General features: G+C 64.3%; 22 protein-coding genes and 1 pseudogene. 11 read left to right on the top strand and 12 right to left on the bottom strand.

Annotated elements, in window-relative coordinates:
* Positions 1 to 31: 31 nt before the first annotated feature.
* The gene (locus tag IB269_RS26450) at positions 32 to 664 is read right to left on the bottom strand and encodes a TetR family transcriptional regulator (protein ID WP_169807227.1); all 633 of its coding nucleotides are present in this window, start codon (positions 662 to 664) and stop codon (positions 32 to 34) included.
* A 192-nt stretch (positions 665 to 856) separates the two neighbouring features.
* Here IB269_RS26450 and IB269_RS26445 point away from each other — a divergent pair, with 192 nt between their 5' ends.
* The 4 genes and pseudogenes from IB269_RS26445 to IB269_RS26430 all read left to right on the top strand — a co-directional run.
* Entirely contained in the window at positions 857 to 2,149 is a 1,293-nt protein-coding gene (locus IB269_RS26445; RefSeq protein ID WP_043825886.1) for an efflux RND transporter periplasmic adaptor subunit, read from the top strand.
* 15 nt (positions 2,150 to 2,164) lie between these two features.
* Positions 2,165 to 5,320 (top strand): efflux RND transporter permease subunit, encoded by a 3,156-nt coding sequence (locus IB269_RS26440; protein ID WP_043825884.1) that lies wholly within the window; start codon positions 2,165 to 2,167, stop codon positions 5,318 to 5,320.
* Positions 5,313 to 6,782 carry an efflux transporter outer membrane subunit gene (locus IB269_RS26435; protein WP_192368717.1) on the top strand — a complete coding sequence of 490 codons (1,470 nt, stop codon included), beginning with the start codon at positions 5,313 to 5,315 and terminating at the stop codon, positions 6,780 to 6,782. The genes IB269_RS26440 and IB269_RS26435 overlap by 8 nt, the downstream gene beginning before the upstream one ends.
* Before the next feature lie 218 nt (positions 6,783 to 7,000).
* Positions 7,001 to 7,531: pseudogene (locus IB269_RS26430) on the top strand (c-type cytochrome); the annotation flags it as partial.
* Positions 7,532 to 7,588: 57 nt separating this feature from the next.
* Here IB269_RS26430 and IB269_RS26425 read toward each other — a convergent pair.
* Together IB269_RS26425 and IB269_RS26420 are read right to left on the bottom strand one after the other, a co-directional pair.
* Entirely contained in the window at positions 7,589 to 8,140 is a 552-nt protein-coding gene (locus IB269_RS26425) for a DUF2946 family protein (RefSeq protein ID WP_099751677.1), read from the bottom strand.
* 5 nt (positions 8,141 to 8,145) lie between these two features.
* Positions 8,146 to 9,132: a YheT family hydrolase gene (locus tag IB269_RS26420; protein ID WP_099751679.1), complete on the bottom strand. Its 987-nt coding sequence runs from the start codon at positions 9,130 to 9,132 to the stop codon at positions 8,146 to 8,148.
* Between the two features lie 148 nt (positions 9,133 to 9,280).
* Between IB269_RS26420 and IB269_RS26415 the strand changes: the two genes are divergently transcribed.
* From IB269_RS26415 to IB269_RS26400, 4 genes are all read left to right on the top strand, one after another.
* Positions 9,281 to 9,868, top strand: coding sequence for a LemA family protein (locus IB269_RS26415; protein ID WP_012202362.1), 588 nt, complete (start codon positions 9,281 to 9,283; stop codon positions 9,866 to 9,868).
* 33 nt (positions 9,869 to 9,901) lie between these two features.
* Positions 9,902 to 10,774, top strand: coding sequence for a TPM domain-containing protein (locus IB269_RS26410; RefSeq protein ID WP_097205487.1), 873 nt, complete (start codon positions 9,902 to 9,904; stop codon positions 10,772 to 10,774).
* Between the two features lies 1 nt (position 10,775).
* On the top strand, positions 10,776 to 11,318 hold the full coding sequence (locus tag IB269_RS26405; RefSeq protein WP_012202360.1) for a TPM domain-containing protein: 543 nt from the start codon (positions 10,776 to 10,778) through the stop codon (positions 11,316 to 11,318).
* Positions 11,319 to 11,426: 108 nt separating this feature from the next.
* Entirely contained in the window at positions 11,427 to 11,687 is a 261-nt protein-coding gene (locus IB269_RS26400; RefSeq protein WP_097204505.1) for a hypothetical protein, read from the top strand.
* Between the two features lie 65 nt (positions 11,688 to 11,752).
* Here IB269_RS26400 and IB269_RS26395 read toward each other — a convergent pair whose 3' ends face one another.
* From IB269_RS26395 to IB269_RS26355, 9 genes are all read right to left on the bottom strand, one after another.
* Positions 11,753 to 12,169, bottom strand: coding sequence for a F0F1 ATP synthase subunit epsilon (locus tag IB269_RS26395; RefSeq protein ID WP_012202358.1), 417 nt, complete (start codon positions 12,167 to 12,169; stop codon positions 11,753 to 11,755).
* Between the two features lie 160 nt (positions 12,170 to 12,329).
* Positions 12,330 to 13,739: a F0F1 ATP synthase subunit beta gene (gene atpD, locus IB269_RS26390; RefSeq protein ID WP_012202357.1), complete on the bottom strand. Its 1,410-nt coding sequence runs from the start codon at positions 13,737 to 13,739 to the stop codon at positions 12,330 to 12,332.
* 34 nt (positions 13,740 to 13,773) lie between these two features.
* Entirely contained in the window at positions 13,774 to 14,646 is an 873-nt protein-coding gene (gene atpG, locus IB269_RS26385) for a F0F1 ATP synthase subunit gamma (RefSeq protein ID WP_043824939.1), read from the bottom strand.
* 18 nt (positions 14,647 to 14,664) lie between these two features.
* Positions 14,665 to 16,218: a F0F1 ATP synthase subunit alpha gene (gene atpA, locus IB269_RS26380; RefSeq protein ID WP_012202355.1), complete on the bottom strand. Its 1,554-nt coding sequence runs from the start codon at positions 16,216 to 16,218 to the stop codon at positions 14,665 to 14,667.
* 48 nt (positions 16,219 to 16,266) lie between these two features.
* Positions 16,267 to 16,806 carry a F0F1 ATP synthase subunit delta gene (locus IB269_RS26375; RefSeq protein ID WP_012202354.1) on the bottom strand — a complete coding sequence of 180 codons (540 nt, stop codon included), beginning with the start codon at positions 16,804 to 16,806 and terminating at the stop codon, positions 16,267 to 16,269.
* Positions 16,807 to 16,818: 12 nt separating this feature from the next.
* Complete coding sequence (locus tag IB269_RS26370) at positions 16,819 to 17,289, bottom strand: F0F1 ATP synthase subunit B (protein ID WP_012202353.1); 471 nt, start codon at positions 17,287 to 17,289, stop codon at positions 16,819 to 16,821.
* Positions 17,290 to 17,324: 35 nt separating this feature from the next.
* On the bottom strand, positions 17,325 to 17,573 hold the full coding sequence (atpE, locus tag IB269_RS26365) for a F0F1 ATP synthase subunit C (RefSeq protein ID WP_011803767.1): 249 nt from the start codon (positions 17,571 to 17,573) through the stop codon (positions 17,325 to 17,327).
* 51 nt (positions 17,574 to 17,624) lie between these two features.
* Entirely contained in the window at positions 17,625 to 18,488 is an 864-nt protein-coding gene (gene atpB, locus IB269_RS26360) for a F0F1 ATP synthase subunit A (protein WP_012202352.1), read from the bottom strand.
* Between the two features lie 21 nt (positions 18,489 to 18,509).
* Complete coding sequence (locus IB269_RS26355) at positions 18,510 to 18,992, bottom strand: ATP synthase subunit I (RefSeq protein ID WP_192368716.1); 483 nt, start codon at positions 18,990 to 18,992, stop codon at positions 18,510 to 18,512.
* 286 nt (positions 18,993 to 19,278) lie between these two features.
* On the opposite strand from IB269_RS26355, the gene IB269_RS26350 reads away from it, so the two are divergent.
* From IB269_RS26350 to lipA, 3 genes are read left to right on the top strand one after another with little or no spacing between them, the layout of a single operon-like run.
* Positions 19,279 to 19,596, top strand: a complete 318-nt coding sequence (locus tag IB269_RS26350; protein WP_034397898.1) for a YbeD family protein — start codon at positions 19,279 to 19,281, stop codon at positions 19,594 to 19,596.
* Positions 19,593 to 20,318, top strand: coding sequence for a lipoyl(octanoyl) transferase LipB (gene lipB / locus IB269_RS26345; protein WP_096914285.1), 726 nt, complete (start codon positions 19,593 to 19,595; stop codon positions 20,316 to 20,318). The genes IB269_RS26350 and lipB overlap by 4 nt, the downstream gene beginning before the upstream one ends.
* Before the next feature lie 10 nt (positions 20,319 to 20,328).
* Positions 20,329 to 21,309, top strand: a complete 981-nt coding sequence (gene lipA / locus IB269_RS26340; RefSeq protein WP_013800257.1) for a lipoyl synthase — start codon at positions 20,329 to 20,331, stop codon at positions 21,307 to 21,309.
* Positions 21,310 to 21,637: the final 328 nt, after the last annotated feature.

Raw genomic sequence — 21,637 nt, 5'->3', positions numbered from 1 at the left:
CCCGGCACGTCCAAGCCCCCAGGACCCGGCGCTATTGCGCCTGCGGCACCGTGAAGCCCAATCCCCGCAGGCAGACATCCACCGCCTGCGCGCCCACCTGCTTGAGATCGAAGGCCCTTCCCAGCAGCCAGCTCTGCAACAGGCCATCGAACATGGCGCACAGCGCGATCGAGGCCTGGGGAGCCGGCATGGACATGGTCACCGCATGGCTTTCGGCAGCCGCGCGCAGCGCCAGCTCCAGTTGCGCGGAAAAAGAGTCCAGCGCGGCACGGTTGCGCTCCTGCACGGGCATGAGCTCGCCCACGTATTCCACCTTGAGCAGCAGGATCTCGAAGACGCGCCGCGTGCTGTCGTCATCGGCGATGCGCCCGAAGACCACAGCCATCAGGCGCCGCACATATTCCAGTGCATCGCACTCCGAATCGTCCTCGCAGTCGCCCTGGGCCGCCTGCTCCAGCGGGAGCGTGACGCGGTCCAGCATGGCGTAAAAGAGATCCAGCTTGTCCTTGAAATGCCAGTAGACCGCACCGCGCGTGGCGCCGGCTCGCTGGGCAATCTCGTTGAGCGAGGCCCGAGCGACACCCTGTTCGTAGAACACTTGCTCCGCAGCGTCCAGCAGACTGTTGCGCGTTGCAAACGCATCTTCTTTCGTTCGTCGTGCCAAGATGTATTTCCTTCCATCGTTGAGCCCGGCCATGCCACGCTACGCCATGCTTCGCGCCGCCTTGCAGCAACAGCGGTCATTATACATTCATGTATGTATGTATAATCCGCGACTTGCCCGTGGACACGGGCGTTCCGGATAGCGCTGACCGGAACGTCAACATCGTTATTTGATTCAGCACAAGGACCCATCATGCCCAGCACACGCAGCAATGTGTCAGCCGCTCCGTCCCCTTACAGCAGTCTGCGCCTCACCACCGTGGCCCTGGCCGTCACTGCCGCAATGGCCATGGCGGCCTGCGGGAAAAAGCCCGAAGAACAAGCTGCCGCGCAGCAGCAGATGCCCGCCGTGCCGGTGGGCGTGGTGGTCGCCACCCCCGCCGACGTGGGCCTTGTGACCGAACTCCCTGGTCGCGTGGATGCGCGCCGCGTGGCCCAGATCCGCGCCCGCAGCGCCGGCATCGTGCAGGAACGACTGTTCCGGGAAGGCAGCGATGTGAAGGCCGGCCAGGTGCTGTACCGCATCGATCCCGCACCCTACCAGGCCACGCTGCAAAGCGCCAAGGCCACGCAGGCCCGCGCCGAAGCCAACCAGGCGCAGGCACTGGCGCAGCTGGAACGCTACCGCCCGCTGGTTGCCGCCAACGCCATCAGCAAGCAGGATTTCGTCAACGCCGAGGCAGCCTACAAGCAGGCCCAGGCCGATGTGGCGGCCGGCAAGGCGTCGGTGCGCACGGCCGAGATCAATCTGGGCTACACCAACGTCACGGCTCCCATCTCCGGCCGCATCGGCCAGTCGCTGGTGACCGAAGGTGCGCTGGTCGGCCAGGGCGAGGCGACTCCGCTGGCCGTGGTCCAGCAGATCAATCCTGTCTATGTGAACTTCACCCAGTCGTCCAGCGAGGCCTTCCGGCTGCGCCGCGCGATGGAGCAGGGCAAGCTCAAGAAGGCCGATGGCGCCGAGGCTGCCAGCGTCGAGGTGCGCCTGGACGACGGCACGGCCTATGAACTCAAGGGCAAGCTGCTGTTCACCGACCTGACCGTGGACAGCTCCACGGGCCAGGTCACGCTGCGCGCCGAGGTGCCCAATCCCAAGGGATTGCTGCTGCCTGGCATGTATGTGCGTGTGCGCATGGAGCAGGCCCAGGCGTCCAACGCCATTGCCGTGCCCCAGCAGGCGGTGACGCGCACCGAGACCGGCGACACCGTGAGCGTGGTCAGCGACGACGGCAAGATCACCAAGCGGCAGGTGAAGGTGACCACGGCCCAGAACAACCAGTGGCTGGTCAGCGAAGGCCTGCAGGCGGGCGAGAAGGTCATGGTCGACGGCTTCCAGAAGCTGCAGATGCTGCCGCCCGGCACGCCGGTCAAGCCTGTGCCCTGGCAGCCCGAGGCCGCAGGTGCCCAGAAGCCGGCCGGCGCGGCAGCGCCAGCCCCGCAAGCCGCAGCCGATGCCAAGCCTGCGGACCAGGCAGACAAGAAGTAATCAAGGGGCTCAGCAATGGCCAAGTTCTTTATCGACAGACCGATCTTTGCATGGGTCGTCGCGCTATTCATCATCGTCCTCGGTGGTATTGCGCTGACCAAGCTTCCGATCGCTCAATACCCCAAGGTGGCTCCTCCGGCCATCGTCATCAACACCGCCTACCCAGGCGCGTCCGCGAAGGTGCTCGAAGACAGCGTGCTGTCCGTGATCGAGCGCGAGATGAACGGCTCGCCCGGTCTGGTCTACATGGAGTCGGTGGCCCAGGCCGATGGCACGGGCAGCATCACCATCAGCTTCGAGGCTGGCACCAACGTGGATCTGGCGCAGGTGGACGTGCAAAACCGCCTGTCGCGCGCCACGCCGCGCCTGCCTGCGTCCGTGACGCAGCAGGGCGTGCGCGTGGACAAGGCGTCGTCCAACTTCCTGCTGTTCATCATGCTGTCGTCCGAGGACGCCAAGGCCTATGACACGGTGGCCCTGGGTGACTACGCCTCGCGCAACATCGTTCCCGAAATCCAGCGGGTGGCCGGCGTGGGCCAGGCACAGCTGTTCGGTACCGAAAAGGCGATGCGCATCTGGTTCGATCCCGCCAAGCTGCAGGGCTACAAGCTCTCGGCCGAGGACGTGACGGCCGCCATCCGCAGCCAGAACGCCCAGGTGGCCAGCGGCGCCATCGGTGACCTGCCCAACATCACGGGCCAGAAGATCGCCGCCACGGTGACGGTGATGGGCCAGCTGTCTTCGATCGGCCAGTTCGAGAACATCGTGCTGCGCGCCAATCCCGATGGCTCCACCGTGCGCCTCAAGGACGTGGCCACCATCGAGATCGGCGGCCAGGCCTACGCGACCTCCGCCCGCCTGAACGGCAAGGATGCCGTGGGTATCGGCGTCCAGCTGACACCCAGCGGCAATGCGCTGGCGACCGCCAAGGCCGTGCATGCGCGCATGGAAGAGCTGCAGAAGTTCTTCCCCAAGGGCGTGAAGTACTCCATTCCCTACGACAGCTCCAAGTTCGTGAGCATCTCCATCGAGAAGGTCGCCCACACGCTGCTGGAAGCCATCGTGCTGGTGTTCCTGGTGATGTACCTGTTCCTGCAGAACTGGCGCTACACGCTGATCCCGACCATCGTGGTGCCCATTGCACTGCTGGGCACCTTCGCGGTCATGCAGGCCGTGGGCTTCTCGATCAACGTGCTGGCCATGTTCGGCATGGTGCTGGTCATCGGCATCGTGGTGGATGACGCCATCGTGGTGGTGGAGAACGTCGAGCGCATCATGAGCGAGGAAGGCCTGCCGCCGCGCGAAGCCGCGATCAAGGCCATGGGCCAGATCTCGGGCGCCATCGTGGGCATTACGCTGGTGCTGATCGCGGTGTTCATACCGCTGGCCTTCTTCGCGGGGTCCACCGGCAATATCTACCGGCAGTTCTCCATCGTGATGGTGGCCTCCATCAGCTTCTCGGCCTTCATGGCGCTGACGCTGACGCCGGCCCTGTGCGCAACGCTGCTCAAGCCCGTGGAAGCAGGTCACCACCACGAGAAGAAAGGCTTCTTCGGCTGGTTCAACCGCACGTTCGCACGCTCGGCCAAGTCCTATGAGGGCTGGGTGGCCCGACTGCTCAAGCGCTCGGTGCTGATGATCGGCGTGTACCTGGCCGTGATCGCGGGCGCCGTGGTGGTGTTCCGTGGCCTGCCGACCTCGTTCCTGCCGACCGAGGACCAGGGCTACTTCATCGTCAACGTGCAACTGCCCCCTGGCGCCGCCAAGGAGCGCACGCTGGAGGTGATGAAGCAGGTGGAAGAAGCCGTGCTGCCGCAGCCCGAAGTGGCCAACATGGTCAGCGTGCTGGGCTTCAGCTTCTCCGGCCAGGGCCAGAACGCCGCCCTCGCCTTCGTGCCGCTCAAGGACTGGTCCGAGCGCAAGGGAGCGAACTCCACGGTGGACGCCATGACGGGCCGCATCATGGGCATGACGTCGGGCATCCGCGATGCCTTCGTGTTCGCCGTGAACCCGCCGCCCATTCCCGAACTGGGCAACGCCGTGGGCTTCTCGTTCCGCCTGCAGGACCGTGCCGGCCACGGGCACGATGCGCTGATCAATGCCCGCAACATGATGCTGGGCATGGCCGGGCAGAGCAAGGTGCTGGCCGGCGTGCGTCCCGATGGTCTGGAGGACGCGCCCCAGCTGCGCATCGAGATAGACCGCGACAAGGCCAACGCCCTGGGCGTGGACTTCACCTCGATCAATGCCGCGCTGTCCACGGCGCTGGGCTCGTCCTACGTCAATGACTTCCCCAACCAGGGTCGTCTGCAGCGCGTGATCGTGCAGGCCGACGCTCCGGCCCGCATGCAGCCCGACGACCTGCTGCGCCTGAACGCGCGCAATGCCAAGGGCGATCCGGTGCCGCTGTCCACGTTCGCGACCACCAAGTGGGTCAAGGGCGCCCAGCAGACGGTGCGCTACAACGGCTACCCTGCCGTGCGCATCGAAGGCTCGGCCGCACCGGGCTTCAGCTCGGGCGATGCCATGGACGAGATGGAAAAGCTGGCTGCCAAGCTGCCCGAAGGCTTCGGCTTCGAGTGGACCGGCCAGTCGCGTGAGGAAAAGCTGGCGGGCTCGCAAGCCATCTTCCTGTACGCCTTCGCCATCCTGGCCGTGTTCCTGTGCCTGGCTGCTCTGTATGAAAGCTGGTCCATCCCGCTGTCGGTGATTCTGGTCGTGCCGCTGGGTCTGCTGGGCGTGGTGCTTGCCACCTTGCTGCGCAACTACTCCAACGACGTGTACTTCCAGATCGGACTGGTGACGGTGATCGGCCTGTCGGCGAAGAACGCGATCTTGATCGTGGAGTTCGCCAAGGACCTGCAGGCCGAAGGCAAGGGACTGATCGAGGCTGCGCTGGAAGCCGCCCACCTGCGGTTCCGCCCCATCATCATGACCTCGCTGGCCTTCGGCCTGGGCGTGGTGCCTCTGGTGATCGCCACGGGCGCGAGCTCGGCCAGCCAGCGTGCCATCGGCACCGGCGTGCTCGGCGGCATGATCACCGGCACCGTGCTGGCCGTGCTGTTCGTGCCCACCTTCTTCGTCGTGGTGCGCAAGCTGTTCAAGGGCAAGATCAAATCGCACAACCCGCCGTCCACACCGGCCGGCAAGGAGGCCTTGAGCCATGATTAATCGCAGTACCCCGGTGGCCATCGCCACCGCCCTGCTCCTGGCGGGATGCTCGCTCATCCCCACCTACGAGCGCCCTGCCGCTCCGGTCGCGGCGCAGTACACCCGCGCGAACGCCACCGCTGCGGCGGAAGGCGGCACGGCTGCAGCGCAGCTGCCCTGGCAGGATTTCTTCCAGGACGCACGCCTGCAGCAGCTGGTTCGCACCGCGCTGGACAACAACCGTGACCTGCGCGTGGCCGCGCTCAACATCGAGCGTGCCCAGGCCCAGTACCGGATCACGCGCGCCGACCAGTTCCCGACGGTGGGTGCAGGCGTCAACGCCAGCCGCGCCCCGAACACCACGGGCTCGGGCACCAAGTACGTCAACAGCTACCAGGTCGGCCTCGCCGTCACCTCGTGGGAGCTGGACTTCTTCGGCCGCATCGGCAGCCTGAAGGAAGCGGCCCTGGCCCAGTACCTGGCGACCGAGGAAGCTCGCCGCGCCGCGCAGACCAGCCTGGTGGCCGCTGTGGCCAGCGGCTGGTACACGCTGCTGGCCGACGAGCAACTGCTGAAGATCTCGCGCGACACGCTGCAGACCCGTGAAGAGTCGATCAAGCTGACCAAGCTGCGTTTCGACACGGGCGTGGCGTCCGAGCTGGACTACCGCCAGGCCGTCTCGCTGACCGAGGCTGCGCGCGCCACGCTGGCGCAGCAGCAGCGCCAGCGCGCCCTGGACGAGAACGCTCTGGTGCTGCTGCTGGGCCAGTCCCTGCCAGCGGACGTGCTCGCCAGCCTGGGCTCCAGCCAGGGCCTGCGCGACACGGCGGACCTGCCCGCCGTGCCGGCCGGCCTGCCTTCGGACCTGCTCACGCAGCGGCCCGACATTCGCCAGGCCGAGCAGCAGCTGATCAGCACCAACGCCAACATCGGTGCCGCGCGTGCCGCCTTCTTCCCGCGCATCACGCTGACGGGGCAGTTCGGCACGGCCAGCAACGAGCTGTCGGGCCTGTTCAAGAGCGGCAGCTGGGGCTTCACCCTCGCGCCATCCGCCCTCCTGCCCATCTTCGATGCAGGCCGCAATTCGGCCAATCTGGCTGCGGCCAAGGTCGAGCGCGAAGTGGCCATCGCCCAGTACGAGAAGTCCATCCAGAGCGCCTTCCGCGAGGTCTCCGACGCACTGGACAGCCAGGGCACGCTGCGTGACCAGATCATGGCTCAGCGCGCCCAGCTCGAAGCCGAGCAGGCACGCCTGAAGCTGTCCGACCTGCGCTACAGCAACGGCGTGGCCAGCTACCTGGACCTGCTGGATGCACAGCGCACCCTGTTCGCGCTGGAGCAGTCCACCGTGAGCGTGCGTCTCGCACAGCTGCTCAACCAGATCGAGCTGTACAAGGCGCTTGGCGGCGGCTGGACCGACAGGACAGCGACAGCAGCGGCAGCCACGCCGGCGCCCGCGCCCGCGCCCGCGCCCGCGCAGTAAGACCCAAGGCAGGCATCTGCCGCGCCAACCGCACAGAGGTGTTCTCCGCAAGGTGGACACCTCTTTTTCATGGCACGCGGAAAGCATTTGCCATTTGCTTGATCCATCTCATGGCATATGTGCGCCCCAGGTCAACCCGGGTCTGCGCGCAGTGTCTGCAAGAGGCCCGTCGATATAATTTGTTGTTGACTCACGCCCCCACAACACAAGAGGACTTCATGAGCGCAACCCACACCGAAGAAGCCCATACGGGCCCGATCAAGAACCCCAAGCAGCTGCTGATGGCGGTGTTTTTCTCGTTCGTGGTTCCGGTGTTCGTGATCATCGGCCTCGTGCAATATGTGAGCTCGGCCGACAAGGCCGGCGCCGGCGCTTCCCAGACCGAAATGGCCAAGGCCCAGCGGCTGCAGAAAATCGGCCTCGTGGAAATCCGGGATGCCAATCGCCCGCTGCGCTCGGGTGAAGAAGTCTTCAAGGGCCAATGCGCGGCCTGCCATGCCACAGGTGCCGCAGGTGCTCCCAAGTTCGCGGATGCCGCGGCCTGGGGCCCGCGCCTGGCACAAGGTCTGGAAGGTCTGGTGCACTCGGCCCTCAAGGGCAAGGGGGCGATGGCGCCTCAAGGCGGCGGCGATTTCAACGACACCGAAATTGCCCGTGGCGTGGTCTACATGGCCAATGCCGCAGGTGGCAAGTTTGAAGAGCCCAAGGCCCCGGCCGCAGAAGGCGCTGCAGCAGAAGGTGCAGCGGCACCCGCCAACTGAGCAAGGCCCAGGATGCCTGGCACCAACCGGCTTCGGCCGGTTTTTTCATGCCCGGGCCGGACTGCGCACAAAACCGTAGCGTTGCGGCAACGTCTGTGCCGGCACCTCTTCACAGGCAGGCAGCATGCCGGCGTCCAGCGCGGCAGCGGCATCGACCATGTCCTGCGTATGGACCAGGCCCAGGCCGGAGGGCATGGCCAGATACAGGCGCCCTGTCTCATCCATCAAAACCTCCTTGATGTCTGCGGCCTGCAGCTCTGCCCCTGTGTGGCTGTGCACCTGCAGGCGCTCGCCATCCCAGCGCAGCCGCCATATCCAGGGTGTGCTTTCCAGTTCCACATACACGCGCTGGGGACCATTCTGGAAAAACCACCGACCATCAGGCTCGGCAAGATAGTTGCGGGCGATGAAGTCCGCCAGCTTTTCGTTGCGTACCTCCGCACCCTTGGCTCCCGGGATGCCGCTGTCGAAAGCGCCATAGGCCTGGGCCTCTTCATCGCGCAGATACCAGCGCCCGCGCTCGTCCATCCCCAGCCAGCCGCTGCAGGCGGGCACATGGGGCCATTTGGCCATGGCCTGCTTCACGATATCGTCCATTGCATTCATCCTTGTTCGCTGTCTGCCAGCCACTGCGTGACGGCCTGCGGCATGCCCAGTACATGCCCTGGCCAATGTCCCTGTGCAAAACCCACATGACCGCCATGCGGCGGTTGCCACAGCGTAACCCGTGGGCCGACCTCGCCTGGCCCTGGCAGGCTGCATGCAGGGACAAAGGGATCGTCCAGCGCATTGAGCAGCAGCGCGGGCACGGCAATGCTGCCCAGCACAGGCTTGGCTGCCGCCCGGCGCCAGTAGTCGTGCGCATCGAGAAAGCCATGCACCGGTGCCGTGAACGCGTCATCGAACTCCTTCAGATCGCGCGCGCGCACCGCGGCATCGCGGTCGAAGAGGCCGGGAAATTGCGCCCATTTGACCCGCGCCTTGGGCACCAGCGTGCGCAGGAACATGCGTGTGTAGATCCAGCGGTTCAGACCCTGCCCCAGCGCCATGCCGCCAGCCGCCAGGTCCAGCGGCGCACTCACCGCCGCCAGGGCCTGGACCACCTCGGCCGCCTTGTCTGCCTGCATACCGGCCCAGCGCGCAAGCGCATTGCCGCCCAGGGAAACACCCACCACATGGAGCGGGCGGGAGGACCGTGCGCGCAGGCGGCGCAGTATCCAGTCCACCTCCTGCACATCGCCCGAGTGATAGGCGCGCGGGCCCCGGTTGACCTCGCCGCTGCAGCCGCGAAAGTGCGGCACGGCCATGTGCCAGCCACGCTGCGCGGCCACCCAGGCCATGGCCTGGGCATAGTGGCTGTTCGCCGAGCCTTCAAGGCCATGGAAAAGCACCAGCCATGGCGCATCGGCAGGCAGGGTGGGAGCACCGCCGAAGGCGACATCGATGAAGTCCCCATCCGGGGTATCCCAGCGCTCCCAGCGCCAGGCGGGCGCCGCCTGGCCCGCCGGCCAGCGGCGCGCGAACAGTGCCGGCCAGATGGTCTGGGCGTGCCCCCCGGGCAACCAGCGCGCCGCCGTGAATTCGTGCATAAAAGCCCTGTTAGCAGTCCTTGCCACACCGCTGCGCAATGGCCTTTGCCCTACAGGGCAGCAGGCCGGGCGCGCAGCACAATCGCCAGCATTGCGCATGCATCGTGCGCGATACTGTTTCCCATTGTCGCTTTCAGGTTGCCATCTTATGAAACGTCTACTCGCCACGCTTGCCACCGTCCTGGCATTGACCGGCTGCGGCTACAACGACTTCCAGCGTCTTGACGAACAGACCAAGTCGGCCTGGAGCGAAGTGCTCAACCAGTACCAGCGCCGTGCCGACCTGGTGCCCAACATCGTGGCCTCGGTCAAGGGCGAGGCCAATTTCGAGCAGGAAACCCTGACCAAGGTGGTGGAGGCACGCGCGAAGGCCACCTCCATCCAGGCCACGCCCGAGCTGGTCAACAACCCCGAGGCCTTCAACAAGTTCCAGCAGGCGCAGGGCGAGCTGTCCAGTGCCCTGTCGCGGCTGATGGTGGTGGCCGAGCGCTATCCCCAGCTGCAGGCCAACCAGGGCTTCCGCGACCTGCGCGTGACGCTGGAGGGCACGGAGAACCGCATCACCGTGGCGCGCAACCAGTACATCCAGGCCGTGCAGTCCTACAACGTGCTGGCGCGCAGCTTTCCGACCAATCTGACGGCCAAGGTTTTCAGCTACGAACCCAAGCCCAGCTTCAGCGTGCAGAACGAGGCCGAAATCTCCCGTCCGCCCACGGTGGACTTCGGCAACAAGTAAGCCGTGACCATGTCCCTGGTGCCACTGTGGCGCATGCTTTGCGCCCTTGCCCTGACCATGCTGCTGCTGCCCGGGAGCACGCTGGCGCAGGCGCCGCAGCCCGTGCCAGCCCTCTCTGCGCGGCTCATCGACCAGACGGGCACGCTGTCGGCCGATGAGGCACGCGCCATTGAAGACAGGCTGCGCGGCATCGAACAGAAGTCGGGCTCGGAGGTCGTCGTGCTGATGGTGGCCACCACCGCGCCCGAGGACATTGCCGCCTATGCCTGGCGTGTGGCCAGTGACTGGAAGATCGGCCGCCGCGACGTGGGCGACGGCCTGTTGGTGGTGATTGCCAAGAACGACAGGCGCATGCGCATGGAAGTGGCCCGCGCGCTGGAAGGCGCGATCCCCGACCTGGCGGCCGCGCGCATCATCGACCAGCAGATGGCACCACGCTTTCGCCAGGGGGACTATGCGGGCGGCATCACCGCTGCGCTGGACCAGGTGGCAGCGCGCATTGCGGGCGAGCAACTGCCGGCGCCCTCCTCCAGCCCCCAGTCTTCCAAAAGCCCGGACAGGGGCTTCGACATGGAAGACCTGATGCTGTTCTTCTTCTTCGGCGTGGCCGTGGTCGGCCCCATCCTGCGCTCGGTGCTGGGCCGGCCACTGGCCTCCGTGCTGGCGGGGGCAGGCGCCGGCATTGCCGCCTATGTGGTGACGGCCAGCCTGCTCGTCGCCGCAGGAGCGGGCGTCGTCGCGCTGCTGTTCACCCTGCTGGGAAGCGGCCGCTCAGGCAGGGGTGGCGGCGGTGGATGGGGCGGTGGTGGCGGCTTTGGCGGAGGCGGCGGCCGCAGCGGTGGCGGGGGCTTCAGCTCTGGCAGAGGCGGCAGTTTCGGGGGCGGCGGCGCCTCGGGGAGTTGGTGAGATGGCGGCTGCAATCACAGGCTTTGTTCAGCGTCTGCTCCGGCTGCTGCGCCACCATTGGGCCGAAGGGCAGTTGCGCCGTGCACTCCCGCCTGAAAGCCTGGCGGAGCTGGAGCGCCTGATCACCATGAGCGAGCAGCGCCATACAGGCCAGATTCGCATCTGCGTCGAACCCGGACTGCCGCCCAGCTACCTGTGGCGCGACGCCACGCCGCGCGAGCGCGCCATCACGCTGTTCGGCAAGCTGCGCGTCTGGGATACCGAACACAACAACGGTGCCCTGATCTATCTGCTGCTGGCCGACCACGCCATCGAAATCGTCGCCGACCGCGCCCTGGCGCGCACCCTGCCGGCGGAACAATGGCAAACGCTGATCAGCGACATGGGTGCCGCCTTTCAGGGCGGCCATTACGCCATGGGCATGACAGCAGCCCTGGAGCGCGTGAGCCTGCTGCTTGAAACCAACTTTCCGCGTGACCCGCTCCAGCCTGTGCACGATGGCAGCGACAATCTTCCCGATGCTGTCGTGATACAGCACCACTGAAAGGCAGGCAGGCTGCGCAGGCCGGGCCGAGCCACCCCCTTCATCAAGCTATCGCGGGCACGGAGGCTGTGATAGCGTCACGCCATTTCATCAAGGAGCATCCACACCATGAAGAACACCCTGGCCCGCCTGGGCCTGCTGGCCACCGTGCTGACCCTGAGCGCCTGCGCAAGCCCCATCCTCGACGACTCGCAGGAATATGACTATGTGCTCAGCTGCAAGCTGCGCGAAGACGACCCCAAGCGCTGCGAGCAACAGATCCGTGCCCTGTGCCCCGTGCCCGCCAAGGCCGTGACGCACAAGTCACGCACGGTGGACCCCAAGGACAATGCCGTGACCTACGTGTACCAGGCCCGCTGCGGCGACTGAGACGCCTGCGCACCATGAAAAAAGCCGCCCGAGGGCGGCTTTTTTGCGGCTGGTCCCGGGAGGGCTCAGCGCTTTTGGCGGAACTTGCGCAAGGCCGCGATCTGAGCGGCCATGACGGCCAGCTCGGACTGGGCACGCGCCAGATCGACTTCGCTCTTGGCGTTCTTCAGTGCTTCCTCGGCTTCGAGCTTGGCCTTCTCGGCCTTCTCGGCGTCCAGGTCGGCACCGCGGATGGCGGTGTCGGACAGCACGGTCACACAGTTGGGCTGCACTTCCAGGATGCCGCCGGCCACGAAGACGAACTCTTCGCTGCCGTCCGCCATCTCGATACGCACCGAGCCGGGCTTGATGCGCGTGATCAGCGGAGTGTGGCGGGGAAAAATGCCCAGTTCGCCGGATTCACCGGGCAGGGCGACAAAGCGCGCTTCACCGGAGAAGATGGACTCTTCGGCACTGACCACATCAACGTGGATGGTGTTCATCTTTGCTCCTCAGAAAAGGTGGGACTGGAACTTGGAACCGGCAGGGCCCAGATCGGGGACACCGAGCAAGGGCCACCCCGCAGCGAGGGTGTCGTCCCCCTCCCCCGCGAAGCGGGTAGAGAGGGGGAAGCGACGCAGTCGCTCAGGGGGTGCCGCAGGCTCAAGCCGCCAGTTTCTTGGCCTTCTCGAAGGCTTCGTCGATGGTGCCAACCATGTAGAAGGCCTGCTCGGGCAGGTGATCGCACTCGCCAGCGCAGATCATCTTGAAACCACGGATGGTTTCAGCCAGCGACACGTACTTGCCGGGAGCGCCAGTGAACACTTCGGCCACGTGGAAAGGCTGCGACAGGAAACGCTGGATCTTGCGGGCGCGGGCCACGGTCAGCTTGTCTTCGGGAGCCAGCTCGTCCATGCCCAGAATGGCGATGATGTCGCGCAGTTCCTTGTAGCGCTGCAGCGTGCCCTGCACTTCACGGGCCACCTTGTAGTGCTCTTCACCCACGACTTGGGGGTCCAGCTGGCGGCTGGTGGAGTCCAGCGGGTCGACGGCGGGGTAGATACCCAGCGAAGCGATGTCACGCGACAGCACCACGGTCGAGTCCAAGTGGGCGAACGTCGTGGCAGGCGAGGGGTCGGTCAAGTCATCGGCGGGCACGTAAACGGCCTGGATGGAAGTGATCGAACCGACCTTGGTCGAGGTGATGCGCTCTTGCAGGCGGCCCATTTCCTCGGCCAGCGTGGGCTGGTAGCCCACGGCGGAAGGCATGCGACCCAGCAGAGCGGACACTTCGGTACCGGCCAGCGTGTAGCGGTAGATGTTGTCCACGAAGAACAGCACGTCCTTGCCTTCGTCACGGAAGGCTTCGGCCATGGTCAGGCCGGTCAGCGCCACGCGCAGACGGTTGCCCGGGGGTTCGTTCATCTGGCCGTAGACCATGGCCACCTTGGAGTCGTTCAGCGACTCCTGGTTGACCACGCCGGCGTCCGACATTTCGTGATAGAAGTCATTGCCTTCGCGGGTACGTTCACCCACACCGGCGAACACCGACAGACCACCGTGGCCCTTGGCGATGTTGTTGATGAGTTCCATCATGTTCACGGTCTTGCCCACACCGGCGCCACCGAACAGACCCACCTTGCCGCCCTTGGCGAAGGGCGAGATCAGGTCGATCACCTTGATGCCGGTTTCCAGCAGTTCCTGCGAAGGCGACAGCTCGTCATAAGCCGGTGCCTTGCGGTGGATGGGAGCCGTCAGCGCCTGATCCACGGGACCGCGTTCGTCGATGGGGTTGCCCAGCACGTCCATGATGCGACCCAGCGTCGCCTTGCCCACGGGCACGGTGATGGGGTTGCCGGTGTTGGACACCATCAGGCCGCGACGCAGACCGTCGGACGAACCCAGGGCGATGGTACGCACAACGCCGTCACCCAGCAGTTGCTGCACTTCCAGCGTCAGGGCCGAGCCGTCGAGCTTCAGGGCATCGAACACCTTGGGCATTGCGTTGCGGGGGAACTCGACGTCCACCACAGCGCCAATACATTGAACAATCTTGCCTTGCACTTGAGCCATTTTTTGCTCCAATTAGTTTGTCTGTTGAGCTGCTTTACACAGCAGCGGCGCCAGCCACGATTTCCGACAGCTCGGTCGTGATCGCTGCCTGGCGCGTCTTGTTGTAGACCAGCTTCAACTCGCCAATGACGCTGCCTGCGTTGTCGGTAGCGGCCTTCATGGCCACCATGCGCGCCGATTGCTCGGACGCCATGTTTTCCGCGACAGCTTGGTAGACCAGGGACTCTGCGTAGCGCACGAGCAGCTCGTCGATCACGGACTGCGCGTCGGGTTCGTAGATGTAGTCCCAGCTATGGCCAGACGTCTTCTCGGCCTGCATGCTCTCGGACGACAGGGGCAGCAACTGCTCCACCACCGATTCCTGCTTCATGGTGTTGATGAACTTGGTGTAGCTCAGGTACACCGCGCTCAGCTTGCCCGCTGCATATGCATCGAGCAGCACCTTCACAGGGCCGATCAGCTTTTCCAGATGGGGCGTATCGCCCAGACCCGTCGCGTGCGAAACCACCTTGGCGCCGACACGGTTCAGAAAGCCCAGACCCTTGTTGCCAATGGCCACTGCTTCTGCCGACACGCCTTGATCCTGCAGCTCCCGCAGCTTGGCCGTGACAGCACGCAACACGTTGGTGTTCATGCCGCCGCACAACCCCTTGTCCGTCGTCACCACGATGACGCCGGCTGTCTTTGCATCACCGTTCACTTGCATGAACGGGTGCACGTACTCGGGGTTGGCTTGGCCAAGATGGACTGCAATGTTGCGGATCTTTTCGCTGTACGGGCGTGCAGCCAGCATCCGTTCCTGCGCCTTGCGCATCTTGGATGCGGCCACCATTTCCATGGCTTTGGTGATCTTCTTGGTGTTTTCCACCGATTTGATCTTGCCGCGAATTTCCTTACCTGCTGCCATGATGGCTCCTCGTCCGGTTTAAGCGAACGACTTCTTGAACGCAGCGATGGCGGCGTTCAATTCGGCTTCGGAATCCTTGTCCATGGCCTTGGAAGCGTTCAGCTTGTCGATCAGGGCGCCGTGGCTGGTCTTCAGGAACTGGTGCAGACCAGACTCGAAAGCCAGCACTTGCTTGACCTGGATGTCGTCCATGTAGCCCTTGTTCACTGCGAACAGCGAAGCGCCCATCAAGGCGGTGGACAGGGGGCTGTACTGGGCCTGCTTGAGCAGTTCGGTCACGCGGGCACCGCGGTCCAGCTGCTTGCGGGTGGCTTCGTCCAGGTCGGAGGCGAACTGCGCGAAGGCAGCCAGCTCACGGTATTGCGCCAGGTCGGTACGGATACCGCCGGACTGGCCCTTGACCAGCTTGGTCTGTGCAGCACCACCGACGCGCGACACCGAGATACCGGCGTTGATGGCGGGGCGGATACCGGCGTTGAACAGGCTGGTTTCCAGGAAGATCTGGCCGTCCGTGATCGAGATCACGTTCGTGGGCACGAAGGCCGACACGTCACCGGCCTGGGTTTCGATGATGGGCAGAGCCGTCAGCGAACCCGTCTTGCCCTTGACTTCACCCTTGGTGAAGGCTTCTACGTAGTCGGCATTCACGCGGGCTGCACGTTCGAGCAGGCGGCTGTGGAGATAGAACACGTCGCCGGGGAAGGCTTCGCGGCCTGGGGGACGGCGCAGCAGCAGCGAAACCTGGCGGTAGGCCACGGCTTGCTTGGACAGGTCGTCATAGACGATCAGGGCGTCTTCGCCGCGGTCGCGGAAGTACTCGCCCATCGTGCAGCCGGAGTAGGCCGACACGTACTGCATGGCAGCGGATTCGGAAGCGGTGGCAGCCACGACGATGGTGTATTCCATCGCGCCGGCCTGCTCCAGGGCACGCACCACGTTCTTGATCGAGGAAGCCTTCTGGCCGATCGCAACGTAGATGCAGGTAACGCCCTGACCCTTCTGGTTGATGATGGCGTCGATGGCCACGGCGGTCTTGCCGGTCTGGCGGTCACCGATGATCAGTTCGCGCTGGCCACGGCCGACGGGCACCATCGAGTCGATGGACTTGATGCCGGTCTGCAGGGGCTGGTCCACGGACTGGCGTGCGATCACGCCGGGAGCGACCTTCTCGATCACGTCCGTCATCTTGGCGTTGATCGGGCCCTTGCCGTCAATCGGCTGACCCAGGGCGTTGACCACGCGGCCGATGAGTTCGGGGCCGACGGGCACTTCCAGAATGCGGCCCGTGCACTTGACGGTGTCGCCTTCGGAGATGTGCTCGTACTCGCCCAGAATCACGGCGCCGACGGAGTCGCGCTCGAGGTTCAGCGCCAGGCCGAAGGAGGGCTGACCATCCTTGCCTGCGGGGAATTCCAGCATTTCGCCTTGCATCACGTCCGACAGGCCGTGCACGCGCACGATACCGTCGGTCACCGAAACCACGGTGCCTTCGTTACGGATGTCGCTGCTGCCAGCCAGACCCTCGATGCGGCTCTTGATCAGTTCAGAAATTTCTGCGGGATTGAGTTGCATGACTCTTTCCTTCTTTAGCTTTGGTTAGCCGAGACCTCAGTCGCGTTGTTACGCAATGAGGGCCGCTTTCATTTGTTCCAGGCGGGCCTTGACGGACGTGTCAAGAACTTCATCACCCACCACGACGCGGATGCCACCGATCAGGGACTGATCTTGCTGCACCGACAGGTTCAGCTTTCGGCCGAAACGCTTCTCCAGCGAAGTCCCGAGGGCAGCCAGAGCGGCAGCATCTATGGGAAAAGCGCTTTGAACCACGGCGTCGGACGAGCCACCGGCGCGGTTCACGAGGCTGCGAAACTGGGCCGCCACTTCTGGCAGGGCTTGCAGTCGGCCGTTTTCAATGATGACGCGCAGAAAGTTGCGAGCGGCATCAGGCAATGCCGAGCCGGCCACGCCGCTGATGACGTCGAACAGTTGTTCGTCGGTCACCTTGGGGTCGTCGGCCAGCTGGCGCAATTGCGGATTGGCGGCAATCGCCGCCAATTCCTCCGCCCAGGCAACAGTGCCGGACAGGTCAGCACCCTGCTGGGTGCTGGCCTTGAACAGGGCATCTGCGTAAGGACGGGCAATGGTGGCGAGTTCTGCCATGTTTGCTCTTCCTTACAGCTCGGTCTTCAGGCGGTTCAGCAGGTCGGCATGGACGCCGGCATCCACTTCCTTGCGCAGGATCTGCTCGGCGCCCTTGACGGCCAGCGCAGCCACTTGCTCGCGCAGGGCTTCACGGGCCTGGACTGTCTGCTGCTCGGCCTCGGCGCGGGCAGCAGCAACAATCTTGTTGCCTTCTTCGGAGGCACGGGCCTTGGCTTCTTCGATGATGGCCTGGGCACGGCGTTCGGCGTCCGCAAGCCGCGATGCCGTTTCGTTGCGCGTCTGGGCCAGTTCCTGCTCGACGCGCTTGTTGGCGGCGGCCAGGTCAGTCTTGGCCTTGTCGGCAGCAGCGAGGCCATCGGCGATTTTCAGAGCTCGTTCATCCAGCGCCTTCGCGATCGGGGGCCACACGAACTTCATCGTGAACAGCACCAGGATCAGGAAAACGATGGCCTGGACGAACAGGGTCGCGTTGATACTCACGGCAACACCTTTCTATCTAGGGCGTTGATCGGAGCTTAGGCCAGGACGAAGGGGTTGGCGAAAGCGAACAGCAGAGCGATAGCAACACCGATCAGGAAGGCAGCGTCGATCAGACCGGCCAAGATGAACATCTTGGTTTGCAGTTCGTTGATCAGCTCAGGCTGACGTGCCGACGATTCCAGGAACTTGCCACCCATCAGGGCGATACCGATCGAAGCGCCGATAGCGCCCAGACCAACGATCAGACCACAAGCCAGAGCGACGAGACCGAGAATGTTTTCCATGATGACTCCTGAGATTAAAGAAAGAGAAAGGTTGAGAGGGAAAGGAAATGGTCAGTGGGCTTCATGTGCCTGGCCGAGATAGATCAGCGTCAGCATCATGAAAATGAAGGCCTGCAGGGTGATGATCAGAATGTGGAAGATCGCCCAGATAGAGCCTGCAATGATGTGCCCCAAGGGGAGCAACACACCGGAAAGCGACATGGCAGCCGCACCGCCCATCAGAGCGATCAGACAGAACACCAACTCACCAGCGTACATGTTGCCGAACAGTCGCATGCCATGCGAAACCGTCTTGGCGACATATTCAATGATCTGCATGGCCAGGTTGATAACACCCAGGATCAGTGCAAACACGGGATTCTTGCTGGTGCCGAACGGAGCGGTCACCAGTTCGTGGGCCCAGCCGCCCATGCCCTTGATCTTGATGCTGTAGAAGAAGCACAGGATCAGCACGGCCGAGGACAGGCCCAGCGTGGTCGAGAGGTCGGCCGTGGGAACGACACGCAGGTAGGCGTGCGAGTCACCCTGGACGCCCTGCCACAGTACCGGCAGCAGGTCCACGGGCAGCATGTCCATGGCGTTCATCATGAAGATCCAGACGAACACGGTCAGTGCCAGCGGAGCGATGAACTTGCGGCTTTGCGCGTTGTGGATGTTGGCCTTGGCCTGGTTGTCCACCATCTCGACCAGCAGCTCGACGGCGGCCTGGAAGCGGCCCGGAACGCCCGATGTGGCCTTGCGCGCGGCAAGCCACAGCACGAACAGGCTCAGCACGCCCAGCGTGGCGCTGACGACGATCGAGTCCAGGTTGATGACCGAAAAGTCGATGATCGACTTTTGCTTGATGTTCTGGAGGTGCTGCAGGTGGTGAACGATGTATTCACTTGCAGTAGGTGCGTGCGCGTCTGCGGCCATCGGTCAACTTCTCTTCAAATATCAATCGGTTTTTCGGACATTGGCCCGCACTATCAGCGCGACCCAATACGTTTTCATGACGATCACCAAGCCCGCCAGCAGCGCCAGCCAACTCAGCCCCGGGACCAGCTTGGGTGCAGCCGCCAGCATGGCAATGCACAGCACCAGCTTCACCAGTTCCCAGCCAAAAATTCCCACCATGGCGGCTGCAGCGCCGCCAGGCCTCTTGCGCACGACGGCGCGCGCAAACAGCGCAGCCGGCAGCACCACCGACAAGGCGCCATAGGCAGCCGACCATCCGACCTCGGCGCGCCCCGTCACCAGCCACGCGACCAGTGCCACCAGCACGCCAACCACCGCCTGGACCACCACGAAGCGCCACACAGACATCTGCGGGTTTCGCGCGCGCCACTCCTGAGCCTCCTCGGAGGTCAGGGGCTTGAAGTCAGAATCCTCGCCCTCAAGTTCCCTGTCAGCGTCTGTGTCAGCGGCGTAGTTTTTCATTGAGTTCTCGAAGGCCGCAGACCAGACAAGACTTTTTCACAAAGCCTCTGATTATAAGTAAAAACCCCTGCCGAACGATAGGGGTTGTTACGGGCATGCCCAAAACGGCGGCGGCAGCCTGGCTGTGTGGCAGCAGGCCAACAACGCCAGCCTCGCACCGCAGGCAGCTTGTTTGTTGTGTGTGGAGTTTTCGTGACCGGCGGCGCGGCAGCCCCAGGCTGCGACATGGCCGCGAACGATAGCGCACAATCGCCTCCAACGCCAAGCGATTAACCTTGATTCACCTATGACCGACGCCCCCACCCCCTCCTCCGCACCAGCAGCCGCGCCGGGCGCGGACCCGCGCAAGGACTCGTTGATCGAGTACCCGTCGCAGTTTCCCATCAAAGTCATGGGCATCAAGGCCGAGCATCTGGTGCATGAAATCACCCAGATCGCCGAGCGCTTCGACCCCGCCTTTGACCCCAGCACCATTGAGTTGCGCCCCAGCAGCAGCGGCAAATACCTGGGCGTCACCGTCACGGTGACGGCCACCAGCCGCGAGCAGCTCGACGACCTGTACCGGGCGTTCACCTCGCACCCGCTTGTGAAAGTGGTGCTTTGAGCGCCCCAGCCGCCGAGCTTGCGCAGACGCTGGACTTGCGCCTGCTGGGCCGCACCGACTACGAAGCCACGGTGCAGGCCATGCAGGCATTCACGAGCGGCCGCGATGCCGGCACGCGCGACGAGCTCTGGATCTGCGAGCACGCCCCGCATTTCACGCAAGGCCTTGCCGGGAAAAGTGACCACTTGCTGAGCCCTGGCAACATTCCCGTGGTCGCAACCAACCGTGGCGGGCAGGTCACCTACCACGGCCCGGGCCAGGTGGTCGCCTATCCGTTGCTGGATCTGCAGCGCCTGGGCTACTTCGTCAAGGAATACGTGTTCCGCATCGAAGATGCGGTCATCCGCACGCTGGAGCATTTCGGCATCACCGGCCACCGCGTGGAAGGCGCCCCCGGCATCTACGTGCGCCTTGACGATCCTCGCAGCCACGCCATGCTGGCCCAGCGCCCGCAACTGCGCGCACCCGGCTCACCCGCGCCCCAGCCCGATTTTTCGGGGCTGGGCAAGATTGCAGCCCTGGGCATCAAGGTCAGCCGGCATTGCACCTATCACGGCGTTGCCCTGAATGCCGCCATGGACCTGGAACCCTACGAACGGATCAACCCTTGCGGCTATGCAGGACTGCAAACGGTGGACCTTTCTACAATCGGCGTTCAGACAACCTGGGACGAAGCCGCGCGCGTGCTGGGACGACAGTTGCAGCGCCGCCTAGCCCCCTGAATCCAGAACCATGACCACCAACACCGTCGTGCGCGAAGCGCAGTCCCAAGCCGAGTACAACCCGCTGGCCAAGCAGAAGGCGGCAGCGAAGCTTTCGCGCATCCCGATCAAGGTCGAGCATGGCGAGGCCCTCAAGAAGCCCGAGTGGATCCGCGTCAAGGCGGGCAGCCCCACCACGCGCTTCTACGAGATCAAGGACATCCTGCGCGCCAACAAGCTGCACACGGTCTGCGAGGAAGCCTCCTGCCCCAACATCGGCGAATGTTTCGGCAAGGGCACGGCCACCTTCATGATCATGGGCGACAAGTGCACGCGCCGCTGCCCGTTCTGCGACGTGGGCCACGGCCGCCCCGACCCGCTGGACACCAACGAGCCGCTCAATCTTGCCAAGACGATTGCCGAGTTGCGCCTGAAGTACGTGGTGATCACCAGCGTGGACCGCGATGACCTGCGCGATGGCGGCTCGGGCCATTTCGTGGAGTGCATCAAGAACATCCGCGAACTCTCGCCGCTGACCCAGATTGAGATCCTGGTGCCCGACTTCCGCGGCCGCGACGACCGTGCGCTGGAAATCCTCAAGGCCGCACCTCCCGATGTGATGAACCACAACCTGGAGACTGCACCGCGCCTGTACAAGGAAGCGCGTCCCGGCTCGGACTACCAGTTCTCGCTGAACCTGCTCAAGAAGTTCAAGGCCTTGCACCCCAAGGTTCCGACCAAGAGCGGCATCATGGTGGGCCTGGGCGAGACCGACGAGGAAATCCTGCAGGTGATGCGCGACATGCGCGCCCATGACATCGACATGCTGACCATCGGCCAGTACCTGGCGCCCAGCAACAGCCACCTGCCGGTGCGCCGATACGTGCACCCCGACACCTTCAAGATGTTCGAGGAAGAAGCCTACAAGATGGGCTTCACGCACGCCGCCGTGGGCGCCATGGTGCGCTCCAGCTACCACGCGGATCAGCAGGCACACGCCGCAGGCGTTTGAGCTCGCCGCACCCAGGCGGCCCTCGATGCCCAGCCCTCGCCAGCCCTGCTGCCGAGGGCTTTTTCATGGCCGCATGACGGCACCTCAAGATGCGCAGGCAACAAAAAAGCAGAGCCGCTGACGCATGCTCTGCTTGAATTGGAGGCGATGTTGCCTCTTCTGACATCGTAGAAAAAAAGCCTGGCTAACCGGCAGACCGCTGGCTGGCAAACCGACTTGCTGCAGGCTGAACAGGCCTGGCGAGTCGCCCCACGATGAAACTGAAAAAGGCTTGCAGCTCGAATTCCCCACCAGAGAGTTTCTTGCTGCATTGGAACTGATCATAGCA

This window comes from Delftia sp. DLF01 (assembly GCF_014852125.1).
GTDB lineage: Bacteria > Pseudomonadota > Gammaproteobacteria > Burkholderiales > Burkholderiaceae_C > Comamonas > Comamonas acidovorans.
Note: the sequence above shows the minus strand (reverse complement) of the source record. Positions and strands in the feature narration are given on the sequence as shown.

Bases quoted from the DNA above. Each gene is read 5' to 3' on its own strand.
- IB269_RS26445 (WP_043825886.1), top strand. From the start codon at position 857: ATGCCCAGCACACGCAGCAATGTGTCAGCCGCTCCGTCCCCTTACAGC.
- IB269_RS26440 (WP_043825884.1), top strand. From the start codon at position 2,165: ATGGCCAAGTTCTTTATCGACAGACCGATCTTTGCATGGGTCGTCGCG.
- IB269_RS26435 (WP_192368717.1), top strand. From the start codon at position 5,313: ATGATTAATCGCAGTACCCCGGTGGCCATCGCCACCGCCCTGCTCCTG.
- IB269_RS26425 (WP_099751677.1), bottom strand. From the start codon at position 8,140: ATGGACGATATCGTGAAGCAGGCCATGGCCAAATGGCCCCATGTGCCC.
- IB269_RS26420 (WP_099751679.1), bottom strand. From the start codon at position 9,132: ATGCACGAATTCACGGCGGCGCGCTGGTTGCCCGGGGGGCACGCCCAG.
- IB269_RS26415 (WP_012202362.1), top strand. From the start codon at position 9,281: ATGAAACGTCTACTCGCCACGCTTGCCACCGTCCTGGCATTGACCGGC.
- IB269_RS26410 (WP_097205487.1), top strand. From the start codon at position 9,902: ATGCTTTGCGCCCTTGCCCTGACCATGCTGCTGCTGCCCGGGAGCACG.
- IB269_RS26405 (WP_012202360.1), top strand. From the start codon at position 10,776: ATGGCGGCTGCAATCACAGGCTTTGTTCAGCGTCTGCTCCGGCTGCTG.
- IB269_RS26400 (WP_097204505.1), top strand. From the start codon at position 11,427: ATGAAGAACACCCTGGCCCGCCTGGGCCTGCTGGCCACCGTGCTGACC.
- IB269_RS26395 (WP_012202358.1), bottom strand. From the start codon at position 12,169: ATGAACACCATCCACGTTGATGTGGTCAGTGCCGAAGAGTCCATCTTC.
- atpD (WP_012202357.1), bottom strand. From the start codon at position 13,739: ATGGCTCAAGTGCAAGGCAAGATTGTTCAATGTATTGGCGCTGTGGTG.
- atpG (WP_043824939.1), bottom strand. From the start codon at position 14,646: ATGGCAGCAGGTAAGGAAATTCGCGGCAAGATCAAATCGGTGGAAAAC.
- atpA (WP_012202355.1), bottom strand. From the start codon at position 16,218: ATGCAACTCAATCCCGCAGAAATTTCTGAACTGATCAAGAGCCGCATC.
- IB269_RS26375 (WP_012202354.1), bottom strand. From the start codon at position 16,806: ATGGCAGAACTCGCCACCATTGCCCGTCCTTACGCAGATGCCCTGTTC.
- atpE (WP_011803767.1), bottom strand. From the start codon at position 17,573: ATGGAAAACATTCTCGGTCTCGTCGCTCTGGCTTGTGGTCTGATCGTT.
- atpB (WP_012202352.1), bottom strand. From the start codon at position 18,488: ATGGCCGCAGACGCGCACGCACCTACTGCAAGTGAATACATCGTTCAC.
- IB269_RS26355 (WP_192368716.1), bottom strand. From the start codon at position 18,992: ATGAAAAACTACGCCGCTGACACAGACGCTGACAGGGAACTTGAGGGC.
- IB269_RS26350 (WP_034397898.1), top strand. From the start codon at position 19,279: ATGACCGACGCCCCCACCCCCTCCTCCGCACCAGCAGCCGCGCCGGGC.
- lipA (WP_013800257.1), top strand. From the start codon at position 20,329: ATGACCACCAACACCGTCGTGCGCGAAGCGCAGTCCCAAGCCGAGTAC.